The organism is Spirochaetae bacterium HGW-Spirochaetae-1 (genome assembly GCA_002839375.1).
GTDB lineage: Bacteria > Spirochaetota > UBA4802 > UBA4802 > UBA5550 > PGXY01.
Map to the genome: position 1 here is coordinate 403,088 of PGXY01000002.1, position 14,704 is coordinate 417,791.

Here is a 14,704-nt window from a genome sequence, read left to right on the forward strand (position 1 = left end):
AACTGATACGGAAAAGCAGCTATAAGGATATGATTATGGACAATAAAGGTATACACGTTGAGTTCAGGGAAAGGCTTGCCATCATCACCCTGGACCGGCAGGACCGAAAAAACAGCTTCAATCATGACATGTGGAACGCCCTGGACAGCGCCGTGGAAAAAGTAAGGGCATCCATGCCCAGGGCCGTCATCATAACAGGAGCGGGAGACCGTGTTTTCAGCGCAGGATTCGATGTAAACCCCGACAATACACTGGTTTCGGGACTTATTGAAAGCGTGAAAAAGAATGACAGCAAACCCGTTGAGGTCATGATAAGAAAGATACGGACGACCGTAGACAGGCTGGTAAGCCTTCCTGTGCCGGTTATTGCAGCGGTAAACGGTCTTGCCTATGGAGGCGGTGCTGAACTTGCCGTGCGCTGTGATATGCGCATCATGGACCCCGATGCCGTCATATGTTTCTCCGAAGTGAGTCTTGGTCTCATGCCTGACTGGGGAGGAGGCGTTGCCTTGGCACGCCTGGCCGGAACTGCCGTGGCAGCGGAGCTTATTCTTTCGGGAAAGAAGATATCAGCACAGGAGGCATTTGAAAGGGGAATGATAAATGCCGTGAGCGGGAAGGGGCGAGCGCTGGATGAAGCTGTATCCCTGGGGCTGGCAATAGCCAAGAACGGTCCCAGGGCCGTGCGCTTTGCCCTGCGATGCATCAGGGAGAGCCCGGCTCTGAAACTGGATGAGGCTTTGGAACTGGAAACAAGTCTTGCCTCGGAACTTATCGCTTCCGGGGAATGCATGCACGGGATCTCGGCCTTTCTGTCTAAAAAAGAGCCCGAATTTCCCGATCCTGCTGATTAAAGGGATTTAAACAATTTTCTTGACAAGATTTGAATCATGAAAGTATTGTCTCATCTATCAAACAAACCGGTTAAGTACTTCTCCTCGGGGAGAATTATTTATAGAACACAAATGTGTGCGCCTGTAGCTCAGCTGGATAGAGCGTCGGACTTCGAATCCGCAGGTCGGGGGTTCGAATCCCTCCGGGCGCGAAGATAACCCCTGGCTAGTTCAGGGGTTACGTGTTTTAAGACCCACCGAAATTACCCGCGAAAAGCAAGTGTCAGAGAGACTGTAAGAAAAAACACTTGAATCTTTGTTCCTGTCATCCTATATTGTCTTCAGTTCTTATATGGAGGCTTTCGGGCATGGCAGATAAACCATTCTCTATATTCAAACGAGGCAAATACTATTACGTCCAGTTCAAGATGCCTGACGGGACTTTCGGCACCGCCAAGAGTTCCCGGCAAACTACCATCGGCAGGGCCGAAAAATGGGCCGTTGAATACCTGCAGGCTGGACACGTAGCACAGAAAGGCAGCACTACGTTTGAATCGTTTACAAAGAACTTCTTCTCCTGGGATGAAGAATGGGCCAAAAATAAGAGGCTTGCGGGGAAGCGTACGTCAGAACGCGACTGTCTGGAAAAGAACAGTTTTCTCGAAGCTCACATCGTGCCGCACCTTGGCTCTATGCGATTGCAGCAACTCGACAAAAAAACGATCATGGATTTTCGGAATAAGCTGTTTTACGATCTCGGCTTTTCCGGCTCAACAGTAAACAAGGCTCTCGGCATGATCCGGTCAATTCTGGAGGCCGCAGAGGATAGGCGGTTGATTCAGTTTGTGCCAAAAATTGAAAGAGTGGCACAGCGGGCGGAAAAAGAGAAGGGTATCCTCACGATTGAAGAGGCGCGCAAAGTCCTGACGGCTCAATGGGAAGATCGCCGGGCGCACATTCTCAGCCTGGCAGCGGCATCCACCGGTATGAGGCTCGGCGAACTGCTCGGGCTGCGGATTAAGAACTTTCACGGGGCATACATCGAAATTGCTCAGTCGTGGAATGAACATCTCAATCGCCTGAACGACAGCACGAAGACGGGCAGGGCGCGGAACGTAGTGATCCCAGGAGCGGTTCGGGAGGGACTGCAAGAGCTTGTCGACGTCAATCCATGGATCGCAGCCCGTGGCGAGGAGGCGTTCATTTTCTTCTCCCCGGATCATGCTTGGCGACCGGCGCACGGTGATTACCTGGTACGATGTTTTTACCGGGCCATGGAACAAGTCGGGATCAGCGAGGAGGCGAGACAGGCCCGGAACATCACGTTTCACAGTTGGCGGTATTTCCTCAATTCTCTGCTCATCAACAGTAAGATACCCCTGCAAAAAGTGCAGTCGATCACCGGCCACTTAACCGACGAAATGAGCCAGCATTATTACGCGCTCTCAATCGGAGAAATGGAGGACGTGCGACAGATACAAGAAGGGATATTTTCGATAGACAAAAAAAGCGAAGGGGATATAAAAATTAATTGACTTTGACACTACTTTACATTAATTTATGAGTAATTAATCTAATATGGAGTGTGAAGAAATATGAAAAAGATTGCAGGTATTGTCATCGTAGCAATTCTCTTGACCTCAATTCAAGCTACGGGGGGAATATATGGCAAAATAGAAGGCTCTTTTGTTGTTGGCGAATCTGAATATTATCTGTATAAATACAAAGAAAACACTATAAATTTTGATGATTGCATGTATACTGATATCCAACTGGGATATAGGTTTCATTTTTTTAACGACAACATGCAACTCGCAATATTTACAGGAATACAGACCTGGTGTTACTATAACGGATGGTCGCCAACGGACTTTAAGCCGTTTGAAGATATATACACAATTGGCAGCAATATCAAATATCGCGGGGCTTACCTCGAATATAAACATATTTGCGCGCATCCCGTTTCTCATGAAAAATATTATATGGATGACCGATCATGGACATATGGAATCTCTACCGTGACAATAGGATATGAATTTGAATTCAAGGATTAGTCTATATATTCAATAGTTACCCAACCGCGATTGTAGGATGTTGCGTTATAATCGGCTCTATCAAAAGCACCGGATGCTGTTCTCCTAAGTGTTACATAAGTATCGGAAACCATGTAATACCCTCCACGTTCAAGACAGGTATCGTCATAACCAGAACTTGAATCGCTGTCAGACCTGATGTGAACGTGAACATTCCTTATTTTTGATCGAGTCAGTCCGTGCGTAACATTAACAATCTCGGTAGCATCCATATCCCAGTCGCCAATCTCGATATCTTTTTTTCTGAGAGTCGCGCCTGCGCTGCCAGTCTCCTTTATGCTGTCAATGCTGCCTACGATAGTGGACGAAAACGTCTTCACGCCCGCCACGGTCTGCGCACCTGTCAGCAATACAGCGAGATCAGAAAATGCCGCCTCCACCGCGTCAACAAAATCACTCGCCAGCACCGTCTCGTCCGTGTCGGAGAGTGTGCCATATTTCAGGATGAACGCAATTATCGCGTACAGTATGTCGTTGAACAGGTCTACTGTCGCCTGACTCCCTGTGTTGTCTCCCGGATTATCTTTCAGGCTCCCGGACGGGTATTCACTCGTTGCGGCATTATAATTGATCAGATAACTCCGTATATCCTTCATGGCTTCCCCCTTAACTTACTATTTCAACCTGTGCAATGCACCGGTTCCGCATATATTTCAGGCTCGTGATTACTTTATACAGATAATTGTATTGCTGTTGAGACAATTCCAGCAGTTCACCGGCAGCCGCCAGCCTGTCAGAAAACGGAGACAGAAAAAAATAATATCCCCAGTAAAACGCATCGTCAGTGATTATCCATGATCCGCCCGTAGGGTGTGTGCCGACAATCAGTTCCCCTGGAACGAGTTCGGGATCAATATAGGTCAAGGGGCTACCAAATTGTATTGTGCTGCTCATCTGGAAGTCTCCGAGTTGCAGCTCGTCCTCATCCGTCGGCAAGTTGAGATGAACATACAGGGCGAACCCGGCTTTCTGGATTTGCTCTTCCAGCCACTCAGGGCCACCGTGTCCAACCAACGACGCCCTCTCAATAATCCTGTTGATCTTTTGTGCATCGGTCCCGGTCAAATATTGCGGTATGCCGTATTTTTCGTTATAGTCTTCAATCGCGTCCGTGTCCATGTTCACGTTCGGCACCACGACAGACAGTACTCGATTTTTCATCTCAATCACGCGCCCGAATTCAACGGCCAACCCTTCAAGGAATAGGCGCACGGTCTCGAATCCGGGGAGATGGATTTTGACAAGAAGCCTGTTTAATGTCCGTGTGATTGAGTTTTCCATGCTGTCCTCTATGCCATCCCCTATGATGTCACAAATGTCACGTTTCGCGTGGTTGCGAACTCCGAGCTTTCCAGCGTGTACTTATCGGCCACGATCTCCACGCCGGTCTCCACGTCGGTAATTACAACGGCCACTACTGTGGCCCCGTCGTTCGACGCGATATCATCAGCCACATTCGATACGTTAGACGTGGTAATCGTGTCTTTTTTCGTCGTGGTCACGCCCTCGATATACGGTTCGAGCGATTCGAGATAATCTTTCAGCGCGTCGGTGATCTCGTCCTCGATGTCCGATGTCGAGTCTACTATAGTGACCTCGACGTCAAATTGGTGTATGGTTATCGGGTGAGTCTCTACAAGATCGGCAATCGGCGCGCGGTCAGCCTTCCCGGTATCAGGATCGTATTTCAGATATGACAGCAGTTCAGCCAGTTGCGCCGTTGTCGGAATCCCCGTGGCGGTGTTATTCACTTTCCCGTAAACAAGAATCTTATTCGTCACAGTCACGTCGTTGTACGGCCCCACCCATATGAAGTTCGGACACTCCATACCCCACATGTAATAATCATAGGGGCTGCCGCCCGTGGCGCGATGCCTGAATCGGGAAACGACCCGCTTCCTGAAATCCTCTTTGTCCTCAATATCCGCACCCTCAGTCTGTACACTCGTAACTGTCGCAATACCATCGAGAGACAGGTCAGTCTGGCAAATGTTCAGCTCATCGTCAACAGCGAGATTCCCGATCTCTCCGGCGGTAAGCGCAAGCATCGGCACGCCGGTTGCTTCTCCCGATACGATTGCAGTTGTAGTCGTAACCTTGTATATGACTCCGTTCGGCCCGGTAAATAGCGTGCCACTCGCAACGCTCGCCCCGGAACCTGGGACGGTGCAGAGAATCACAGCGGCGGTCTCGGCTTTCGGCGTAACTCCGAAAATGGCACCCAACAGAATCAGTGCGGTATAGTCTGCCGTCTGCGGGAAAATCTGTTTATACACCCACATAATCGCCATGTACAGCAGCACGATAACCCCGGCAAGTGAACCGGCCAGCACGGAATTAAAGGTTTTCGGGAGCCATGGGACATTTTGCCCGATCTTTCCCTCTATGTCTGATATGATCCGGGCTTTTATTGTCCCTATGGTTGGAATTGTAGGTATCGACATGCTGTCACGCTCCTATTCGTAAGACTGCCACACGGCATCCCATTTATTTCGGGTGTCATATGTGGCCCGATACCTGGATGTGCCGCCGTCAGGCCTCTCAATCTTGATCTCCCACATGATCCCGTACACGCTGAGAATCTGTCCTGTGACAGTGACGCTCTTCGCGGCCTTTACATCGGTGAGGAATTGTAACGCCCTGCGTAACGCCTGGACGCCGTCGTTCTTCGTCTTCTCGGTCACTACGCCGCGCTCAATCACCGCCGGGAAGTCAGATATGAATTTTTCCGCCTCAGTTTTGGCGATTAGATTCTGCCATGTATTTTTATCACCGAATACGGCGAGCAGCACGGCAGAGTCGAACCCCTGGGTCATTTCCGGCTGTCCGTTGGTGAATATAACGTCGTAATCGCCTTCGTTGTCGCCGGAGGCAATACGCTGAATTTTTATGTCGCCGTCGAATCGGTCTGTCATGAGAGAGCCCCTGTCGCTGATCCGGTGCCAAGAGTCACCCCTGTGACCGTTACAGTAGCGGAGAGAATCGCATTCTGTATTATCGTAGCCATGGCGTCGGCAAAAGCTTCGTCACTCATGCCTGATTGCGCGGACGTATAGAGAGCCTGTAATGCCTCTTTAATATCTGCCTTTACTACTGCCATCAGTTTGCCTCCCTATCCGAGAAGAGATTCCGCTCTTGTTTTTATCGCGTTCAAATTCGTCTGACTTGCCGGGCTCACCGTATGATTCGCCGGACTGCCAATTGTCTGTATTGCGACGATCTCATCTATCAAATCCGACACTATCGCCCTGAGACTCTCGGTTTGGTTTTCGACTACGATTGTCCCGTCCACCTTGCAATGCACGGTTGCACATAACGCACCCGATGAATCCATAGAATAAAGGACGGTCTCTCCCGTGTCAATATCTTTTTGCAAACTATAGTTATGTGATGCGACAATTATTTTCATGCCGCCAACGGTAAGCTCAACGTTCTGCGTCCCGGCAATTGGACGGCCAAAGACTCCCGGAGAAGAATAGACTTCCATATCCGCAGCGGTCCCGCCGATGCCGTTTACTGTGGCCACAAGAGATTTCCCCGGTGCCCCCTGGATTTTCTTCAACGTGGTCTTGACAATCTCGACTAACGACGCCACGGGATCACCTCCGGGTCATTAAGAGTAAACGCCGCAGGGAGGGAAAGAGTAAGGTCTGCCGTGTTGCCGCCAGAATCGTCTTTCGTGAAATTCACCGACGTGATTAAAAATTCGGTCTCGGTAAAGATACAAGCCCGAGGGAAATGCAACGTAACCTTTGTGTTTTCACGCCACAGATCGCCGGCAGGAGTCCTCCATCCCCACACGTGCGCGGTCAAGGGAATAGAGGAGGCGAGTGCACGGTTTTTCTGCCACTTTGCGACATCAGAAATATTCCCCGGTGTAGTGTCATCGGCCTGGAATATAGTTGGCCGATACACGGGAACTGATTCGTCCATGATTTCAGACCGTCCAGCGGGTTTCCCATGGGATTGTCCGACAGCGATATAATGCGAAAATCGCGTGGACCCGTTAAACGATGCCCCTGTAACGGCGATAAGCGGATAATGTCCGGCTACGAGCGCAACGGCCGGGACAGAATCAACAGCGGCCCTGGCGAACACCATTTCGCTATCAGGACCGGACGTGATAATAAAGCCTTTCTGTGTAGCGAGCCGCGAGAGGAACCCGAAAACTGTGTCCGTGATCTGCCGGTTTGCCTTTACAAACGTGTCGGTGTCGCCATCAGGAAAATTTGTTATCAGCCCGAACGGTGCAAGTACTTTCTCGGCTATCTGCCGTAGAGTCATGCCGTTATAATCAAGAGCCATATCGAGCGATTGGCAATCCACTGTCACTCCGGGGAGAGAACGCACCTCGACAATCATGCTTCCGCTCTCAATTTCAGGGGTCCATTTAAGCATCTCGCCGGATATAAATTTTTCTCCACCGATAAAAAGATCGGCCTTATAATAGGTGTATGGATCAAGAATTTTCGATTCTTCCCTATCTGGATCATAGTTTGCCGTAAATAAGAACCCGTCTGCGCACGTCTCCATGTTACGGGATATAGTGAGTGCCTCAAATCCTCGGTATATCTTGCCTTCAATGCGGATTGCGATCTCTTCTGGATCGTCTGCCGGAATTGTGTCCGGTTGTTTCGGCTTATTGTCTGACGGTGGAAGCCATATCATGTCACCCGGGTGGATATATGGCTGGAAGTTGCGAGGGTGGACTGGCCGCGTCTGCAAAAACGGGTTTGCCTGGATAATGTCGGCAATGCGGTCTTTCCCGTATGTGGACATGGAAATTGAATCAAGCCACGCACCTTTCGGAACCTTGTACCATGTTCCGGAGACCGGTTTAGGGCTGGTTTCATAGAATTTGAGCCGGTCCTCATAAAGAGTCTGCTGGAATGCGGAACGATCAGCCATAGCTCACCACCTCAACCCCGGCCGGTATCTCCACGAACTGATCACCGGTCAAGCCATTCGTCCGGCAGAAAAAATCCAACGTGTCGTTATCGACCGCGCCGTACAGTTCCGCGCACAGTGTTATCGGGTCACTCGGAGCAGTCAAAACTTTCCGCCGTTCGGCCTTCAGATCAAACGACTTATTGAGCAGCATCCCCGTTATTCGTGCGATAATATCCTGCAATAGTGACAGATAATTATGGTCCCCGGTGTAAGTCTGGCCGATGGCTCCTGTTACCGCCGCCGATTCCATGGCGTCTATAAATGCCTCATAACCATCGAGAATAATGCCAATGGCCGCCGATCCGTCCGGCCGTGTCTCATATTCTGTATATACTGCGGCCTCTGCCAGCGCGGCAGTCGCCATCCCGCCGAGGATTTCAAGCAGGATCGCATTATTGATCTGGTTCTCTGTCACGGTCTCGTTCGGGTCGTCGATGCCGTTAATCAGACCGTCGATCATGTCCCGGTAGCCGTTAATTTTATCCATGGTGTCGGTAATAATTCGGCCTGGTAATCGTATGAGATATTGAATCGAGGCGATAACATCCACGATGCTGCCGCCCACCTCATCTATCGTATCGTTGATCGCGCTCTGTACTGCCTCGAAATCTGCGATAATTGACTCGGAGAGTTCCGCAATGGCTTTCAAAGACCCGACAACGGCACTGATCGAGTTTTTTAATTTACCTTTCAGGTTCGCCAGGGTAGACGGATTCGTTGTTTTTAGGCCGTCGGTCATGCCGGACGACGCGCTCTGCATCTCGTTAACCTGCGCAACTGCTGCACTCTCGGTAAGCGCATCGGTGACCGGGTATCCGGTAGGGAATACTTTTCTAAACTCAACTGAAAAATGAGCTACCTGTGAGCCGTCAACGAACTTCTCCGATTGTGTCCACTTAACTGGGAATACATCAATATCCCCCCAACGAGGATGCTGCAAGAGTCCCGATTGGTCCTGGGTGTAGTGCTCACCGAGAGCGTCAAAAAAGGCGTCCGCCGCCTCGTGATAGTTCTCACCGGTGAAATATATTTCCATAGGGAAAACCAACGCGATATTGCCCTGATCCTGCGCCGTTGACTCGTCGCTGTCGAGGACTTCTTTCCCGGCGATTATCTTCCCTGCCTGGCGTTCGAGGTCGTTGAATTTGAAAGAGTGTTCGCTGCCGGACTCAGGAGCAATGAAGCAACCGGGCCGTAGGTCGTCGAGATAGCTCATCAGTTCACCCCATAGTTGAGAGTCAGGCCCGGAGCCGGTCGACCGGAGGCCTTCGCCGTTGAGCCTTTCGGTGCACCGTTGATATTGACATCCAACGTCGTGTTGTTGTTCGTGGTAGTCTCGCTCTTCATGGACTCAGGGGAAGAAAAGAACTTCCTTCCAGTGCTCCTGAGTGTAACCTCTCCGGGGTCAAGCCCTTTTTTCTTCATCAGGAGGGCGCGCTGTGCGGTCATGATATCGCTCTCAATCAGTGACATCCCGAACTCCTTAAACGCCCCCTGCGCAACGGCTTTATCCATCATGCCGAGAGTAGCCATAACATCGAGAACCTGGTACTTGATAGCCTGCCAGCCAAGGAGAATCTCATGCAGTTTGAGCTTAAAATTGAGTGAATACAAGTCCCAGTTATCGACCAGGTCTTTTATCGCAATGCCGAGAGCCACTACAGCAGCTATCGTGAGACCGACCGGATTGGCTGCGAGTAGAAAATTAAGCGCTGCCTGGGCAATTACCCATGCCTTAACAGCCGCGACGACTCCCAGTAAGATCGGAAGCGAGGGGCCGAGAATGCGGAATAATTCGCGCACTACTACAAGAATTAACTTCACCGTCTGGACGATCGGCTTCATATCAAATTTATTTATCGATTCGGTCAAGCTGTCGAGTCCGTCCCGTGCATCTCCATCGAATGCCTCAAAAAAGCGGAAACCCATTTCCGTGGCAGCGGAGGCGAGAATCTTTATCCTATTACCGAGAGACTGCCGCATCATGGCCGCCGTCTGCTCCATGACCTGCTGTGGGTCTTTCCCCATACGAATGAGCTGCTCTCTGATCTGGTTTATGTTCTGTGCTATAACAGCACCGCCAGCGATCCCTCGGAGACCAAACAGGTCTTTAAATACTGCCGACTGCTCAACTTTCGTGAGCTTCTCCATGCCGTTACCTATCAGGCCGAAGATATCAACGGTCGATTTCAGTTTCCCGGTGGAGTCTATCAGGTCTTTCTGTGTAAGGCCCAGCTTCGCAAGGGCCGAATGAACTGCATCAGTAGGGGCTGAAAGATTCAGAAAAACGTTTTTAAGTGCCGTGGCTGCCACGCTTCCCTTAATACCAGCGGACCCGAGGACAGAGACGGTGGCAATGGTATCCGCCATACCCTTTCCGGCCTGTGTGGCAATCGGGGCGACCATTTTCAACGTCTCGAAGAGGTCTTCCATGGTCACGTTCGCCGACAGCGTACCGACGGCGAGAAGCGCGTTCATCTCTTTAAGCATGGCAATTTTCTTCGATGACTCCAAGGCGGAACCACCGAAACCGCCGAGAAGGTCAGACGAGATGTCCGCCACGCGCATAAAGTCCTCACCTGTTACCGTGGCGAGGTCAACCTGAGATTTCAGTACCGCGATGGCCTCTGAGGAGGTGAAACCGGCAAGAGCAAATTTATCAAGCCCCTGTGCTGCAAGTGTGGCCGTGAACTGAGTCTCGGCTCCTGTTTTTCTGGCGGCCTCCCGTAAATTCTCCATGACTTTCGCCATGTCGGTTCCCGGTTTTTCTGCCGCCTTGAATCGGGCCGTGGCTCCATAGATCGCATCGTCAAATTGAACATACTCTCGTGCTGCGAGACCGACACCCAGGGCAAGAGAAGCTGCCAGGCCTGTAGCAATAGTCGATTTCGCCATACGGTTTATACGATTATTTACCCGCTGAATATGTTGATCGAGGGACCGAAATTTGCTTTGCATCTGGCGGGAAAATGTCGCAACATTGCCAGCTGCACGACGCATCGGACCGGTCATTTTGTCGGTCATTGCGAGTATTGCTTCGAGTGAGAACTTGCTTGCCATTGCCTATCCGTTGTCCCTTGCGTTTAACCTGAGTTGAGCCTTTCGCGTCTCTTTTGAATCTCTTCATCCACGAGTCCCCGGAGTTTTTCCGGGTCCGGGATTTCTTTGTTTTCTTTTCGAAATTTTGTAATGATATCCTCTTCTGTGACCTGCCGCTCGCATATCTCATACCAGAAAAACAGATCGCGTCGCTTGTATGTCATCAGTACGGGGATCGGGAGTGACCCCCGGTAATAACGACCGAGCATTCCGACAAGCTCGAATAGGGCTGAGTACTCAACGATTACCCTCTCGAACTGCCGGTTTGTGCGAAAAAACCCAGTACCACCGCGTTGATCTTGCCGATGTCGCGCTGTTTTATCCTGGAAACAAATCCGACGGGAATGCCGCACGCTTTCGACAGCAGAGCCGTAGCCTGGTCGATGGACTGATTGTCTTTGAACCGCTGAATCTCTTTGTTCTCGTTCATGTCGGTCTCTTTGATCGTCAAAATCTCAATCGAGCCGCTTCCATCCTGCTTTACGATGGGAGAAAGAAGTTTGTATCGAAACACTTCCTCTTCGAGATCAAAATCGAGCCGGTCTTTCATGACCGGCAATGTAAGCTCCTCTACAACGTCCTTGAAATGTTCTCGCTCCGTGTCCACTTCCAGACATTCCGCCCATTCGTAAATCTTCTTTATTGCGTCGCCTCTCTCCATGTGTCCCTCCGTATCGTAGAACGTCATGGCTGCAAAAAATTATTGCAGCCTGACTTTCCCCGTAATTTCCAAGGATACAGTGCCGTTGTTGTACGTCACCTCACCGCTGATAACTCCGTTAACCATCAGCACATCACCGTTTGCCGTGGTGAACGTCCCGGCCCTTGATTTTCCGTCACGCATCGCAACGAGTTTCTTGTACTCCTCAAAACTCGCATTGAAGTCGGATTTTATTTTACCAGGAACAGCTTTTCCGCTTGCGAAGGTTTCGCCATCGCCTGTGACGGAAACGTCCCATTCCCGGCCATCAAGATTTATTTCCGGCTCGGAGTCTCCCTTCGGGTGAAGGGGAAGTCCGCCGAATTTTGCATCAAAAAATGGTCCGCCTCTCATGATCTGTTACCTCCTGCTGTCCTTATTAGTACAAGAATGCATATTTCATGGCGATGATCCGCAACGCCTGTGCCGGATCGTCCGTTACCTGTGCATCGATTCTGCTGTTGTTCGCTTCGTTGATCTCAGCGGTCAGACCCTCGATCACTTTTTCGGCGTTCTTTGTCCAGGCGAAACGAGCCCATAGTTCATCAATCAGTTTCGCCATGTCGGCTATAATGGTTTTAGGCGAGATCGCCCATTCGTAAGCCGTCACCGCTTCATCATCGACAACAACGCCGCGCGTATACGGTTCGGAAATGAAAAGCTGTTCGATACTGTATGCCTTCGCCTGTTTGAGATGCAGGGATACCGCGTCGAACCATTCCTCTGTCGCTGCTCCAAGGGGAGTTGTCCGATAGGTGAGAGGGATGTCACCGAAATACATCGTTCCGTCGGACGATACCGTACAGTAGCCCATCCCGGCACGGAAAAGTGCATCCAGTTTCGCTGAGCCGAGGTCTCCCTGGGAGCCGTCACACGCAAGGCCGACCGACGTCTGTTTGTACGGTCTGTTCGGTGCGAGAAGTTGCTCGTATGCAATCCGGCCAACGAGAGCCGCGCCAAACTCAAAGGCGGGGGCATAACATCGAGAATCCCACACGTCCCCGATCCATTTCTTGTTTATCGTTGCCGGGATTGCCAGTGCCTCGTCATAGGTTTTTTGCACATACGCAGCATAGGCTCCAAAATGCCTGTGGACTCCTGCCGCCGCTCGCATGTCTCCTGCGGCTTCAATATAGCCGAGGTTAGTTGAGTCGGTAAAAGGGCAGGTAAATATCGTGTACCAGCGATCCCCGAGTTTATCGGTTCCGTCGGCATTGAAAAATACATCTTCAATATCCGGCGCACCGGTGCCGCCGTCGAGATACCCGTCGGAGTTCTCAATCGCCACGGTTACACCCGAAGGAGCGTCGGCCTCCTGGACATCACCGGACGGATTCTGCACTACAAGTATTTCGTTACCGGGAGTCCCTGACGTTTTCGCGGTAAGAGTAACGACTCCAGATGTATTTGCCGCCGTGACTGCGATATCGCGCTTAGCGGTAATTGCTGAAACGAGGGCCGCCGCTATAGTTGCCACATCTGCACCGCTGGCAACTGCGACAGACACCAGTACGCCGCCGATGGAAAAATACAGGGTTCCTGCGGATGTGGAAGCACCGGTGAAGGTGATCGTCTCTGTCGCATCTACCGCGCTGGCGTTATCAGGCACGGGAAAGGCATACACCTCGCAAGAGTCGAACACCGCGTCAGGCATGGCGAGCGCCTGCCTATGGATGTGGCTGCCGAATCCGAACAGCTCGCCGACTTTTTCCTTGCTGGAAACTTTGACCGGCTCATAGTCCACCACTGCGGTCTTGGCCGGATCATAGCATCCGATCAAGCCCACTTTCGGGGAGATAAACAGCCCCGCAAAGCTCCTGCGCTGGCCCGCCATCTCGATAAAGAGATTTGAGGCCCGGACGCTTTGTGCGACTTCATTAAAATTTATAGTCATGATTGCGCCTCCTTATTTGTAGTCATATTGCAGGGCCAAGTCGTTAAGTGCCTGCATTGAAATTCGCGTGAGCGATGGCAGATTTGAAAGATCGGCCACCTTATACGGGAAATAGAGTACAAGCGTCATCCGCGCCGGGGCATACACCGCCGTCGAGTCGTCGTCCTCGTGCGGATAAAATTGTAACGCCGTTTCATTGCGATAATCAATCTCGCTCACTTGAAGTCCGAAACAAATATTCGCCAGGGCTGTGATCGCATATTCAACCTGCGCCGTAAGGAGCATGAGCCGGGACATTGCCTTTTCGTCCGCTGGTTCGAGTCCATCATTCTCTCCGATGACATACATGTCGAAATTGAACGTTGCCCGGTGCGTCTTCTCGTGGATGTCTGATCGGCTCACATCTGTCTCCACTTTGTCGAGCATGATGTTCACGAGTGCTCTGTTGTGCGCTCCTTCGATATACGGACGGGAACGATTTTTCGAAACCTCAAAATCTTCCGCGCCATCGAGTTTTTCGGCGGCTGAGACGGCTTTCAATGCCGCCTCTATGCCATCCATGACTCTATCATATAACGGACGCGATATGCTCACGATCTCACCCTGTCAAGCGTCACCGTGGTGGTGAGCATGTTTAAAGTGCGATCCACCAGCGGCTCTTTGAATGAGCCGACGAGTTTATTCCCTGCGTTGTTTGTAAAAGAAAGTTTCCATCCCTCGAAAGTTTCGCCATCGTCAGCGATGGTGAAGTCTCCCAGGTGGAAAGATACGGAAATCCGGTTGCCGATGAACATCTGACCGTTAGCGTTAAAATCAATGGCTGTATGCGTGTAAAAGCCCTTGATTTTATCCGGTTCAGCGGCGTAATCGTCGCCGGTCTTTCCGTTGTTGATCTCGAAGTCGGCAGAAAATCCTCTATTCAGAATCTTCTTGTTGTCCGCTTTCGCTCTCTCGTACAGATTCACGTTCTGCGCTCACTCTCTCGATTTTATTTTTCTTCGCCGTGGCACCGGTAGAGGCATTTTCCTCACTGATTGCCCCGGACGACTGTAGATCAGACAATTGTCCCGTGTCTTTCCAGTGTCTCAACACGGTTTCCGGTACCGGTCGCCCTACGGCAAGACGGCTGAGTGTG

General features: G+C 51.0%; 18 protein-coding genes and 1 tRNA gene. 4 read left to right on the forward strand and 15 right to left on the reverse strand.

The genetic code is table 11. The features are described 5' to 3' along the window. Positions 1–29 precede the first annotated feature (29 nt). The 4 genes from CVV44_03775 (at position 30) to CVV44_03790 (ending at position 2,887) form a co-directional block, all read left to right on the forward strand. A complete protein-coding gene (locus CVV44_03775; GenBank protein PKL40736.1) occupies positions 30–854 on the forward strand; it encodes a hypothetical protein in 825 nt (274 codons plus the stop codon). 117 nt (positions 855–971) lie between these two features. Next, positions 972–1,045: transfer RNA gene (locus tag CVV44_03780), tRNA-Arg, on the forward strand. A 156-nt stretch (positions 1,046–1,201) separates the two neighbouring features. After that, positions 1,202–2,368, forward strand: coding sequence for a hypothetical protein (locus CVV44_03785; GenBank protein ID PKL40737.1), 1,167 nt, complete (start codon positions 1,202–1,204; stop codon positions 2,366–2,368). 60 nt (positions 2,369–2,428) lie between these two features. Beyond that, entirely contained in the window at positions 2,429–2,887 is a 459-nt protein-coding gene (locus CVV44_03790) for a hypothetical protein (protein ID PKL40738.1), read from the forward strand. Here the strand turns inward: CVV44_03790 and CVV44_03795 are convergent. The 15 genes from CVV44_03795 to CVV44_03865 all read right to left on the reverse strand — a co-directional run bounded on the left by CVV44_03795 (position 2,884) and on the right by CVV44_03865 (position 14,534). Next, positions 2,884–3,522, reverse strand: coding sequence for a hypothetical protein (locus tag CVV44_03795; protein PKL40739.1), 639 nt, complete (start codon positions 3,520–3,522; stop codon positions 2,884–2,886). The two genes, CVV44_03790 and CVV44_03795, sit on opposite strands and share 4 nt — an antisense overlap. A gap of 10 nt (positions 3,523–3,532) precedes the next feature. Beyond that, positions 3,533–4,207 carry a hypothetical protein gene (locus CVV44_03800; protein PKL40740.1) on the reverse strand — a complete coding sequence of 225 codons (675 nt, stop codon included), beginning with the start codon at positions 4,205–4,207 and terminating at the stop codon, positions 3,533–3,535. A gap of 20 nt (positions 4,208–4,227) precedes the next feature. Beyond that, positions 4,228–5,370 (reverse strand): hypothetical protein, encoded by a 1,143-nt coding sequence (locus CVV44_03805; GenBank protein ID PKL40741.1) that lies wholly within the window; start codon positions 5,368–5,370, stop codon positions 4,228–4,230. A 12-nt stretch (positions 5,371–5,382) separates the two neighbouring features. Then, positions 5,383–5,841 carry a hypothetical protein gene (locus CVV44_03810; GenBank protein ID PKL40742.1) on the reverse strand — a complete coding sequence of 153 codons (459 nt, stop codon included), beginning with the start codon at positions 5,839–5,841 and terminating at the stop codon, positions 5,383–5,385. After that, positions 5,838–6,026 carry a hypothetical protein gene (locus CVV44_03815; protein PKL40743.1) on the reverse strand — a complete coding sequence of 63 codons (189 nt, stop codon included), beginning with the start codon at positions 6,024–6,026 and terminating at the stop codon, positions 5,838–5,840. Before CVV44_03815 ends, CVV44_03810 begins: the two co-directional genes overlap by 4 nt. A 12-nt stretch (positions 6,027–6,038) precedes the next feature. Next, positions 6,039–6,521, reverse strand: coding sequence for a hypothetical protein (locus tag CVV44_03820; GenBank protein ID PKL40744.1), 483 nt, complete (start codon positions 6,519–6,521; stop codon positions 6,039–6,041). After that, positions 6,509–7,834, reverse strand: a complete 1,326-nt coding sequence (locus CVV44_03825) for a hypothetical protein (GenBank protein PKL40745.1) — start codon at positions 7,832–7,834, stop codon at positions 6,509–6,511. Before CVV44_03825 ends, CVV44_03820 begins: the two co-directional genes overlap by 13 nt. Beyond that, positions 7,827–9,092, reverse strand: coding sequence for a hypothetical protein (locus CVV44_03830; GenBank protein ID PKL40746.1), 1,266 nt, complete (start codon positions 9,090–9,092; stop codon positions 7,827–7,829). Before CVV44_03830 ends, CVV44_03825 begins: the two co-directional genes overlap by 8 nt. After that, on the reverse strand, positions 9,092–10,936 hold the full coding sequence (locus CVV44_03835; GenBank protein PKL40747.1) for a phage tail tape measure protein: 1,845 nt from the start codon (positions 10,934–10,936) through the stop codon (positions 9,092–9,094). The genes CVV44_03830 and CVV44_03835 overlap by 1 nt, the downstream gene beginning before the upstream one ends. Positions 10,937–10,959: 23 nt before the next feature. Continuing rightward, positions 10,960–11,139, reverse strand: a complete 180-nt coding sequence (locus CVV44_03840; protein PKL40748.1) for a hypothetical protein — start codon at positions 11,137–11,139, stop codon at positions 10,960–10,962. 80 nt (positions 11,140–11,219) lie between these two features. Next, positions 11,220–11,636: a hypothetical protein gene (locus CVV44_03845; protein PKL40749.1), complete on the reverse strand. Its 417-nt coding sequence runs from the start codon at positions 11,634–11,636 to the stop codon at positions 11,220–11,222. A 39-nt stretch (positions 11,637–11,675) separates the two neighbouring features. Next, positions 11,676–12,029 (reverse strand): hypothetical protein, encoded by a 354-nt coding sequence (locus CVV44_03850; GenBank protein ID PKL40750.1) that lies wholly within the window; start codon positions 12,027–12,029, stop codon positions 11,676–11,678. A gap of 25 nt (positions 12,030–12,054) precedes the next feature. Continuing rightward, positions 12,055–13,569, reverse strand: coding sequence for a hypothetical protein (locus CVV44_03855; GenBank protein ID PKL40751.1), 1,515 nt, complete (start codon positions 13,567–13,569; stop codon positions 12,055–12,057). Between the two features lie 12 nt (positions 13,570–13,581). Beyond that, positions 13,582–14,163 (reverse strand): hypothetical protein, encoded by a 582-nt coding sequence (locus CVV44_03860; protein ID PKL40752.1) that lies wholly within the window; start codon positions 14,161–14,163, stop codon positions 13,582–13,584. After that, a complete protein-coding gene (locus tag CVV44_03865) occupies positions 14,160–14,534 on the reverse strand; it encodes a hypothetical protein (protein ID PKL40753.1) in 375 nt (124 codons plus the stop codon). Before CVV44_03865 ends, CVV44_03860 begins: the two co-directional genes overlap by 4 nt. Between the last annotated feature and the right edge of the window lie 170 nt (positions 14,535–14,704).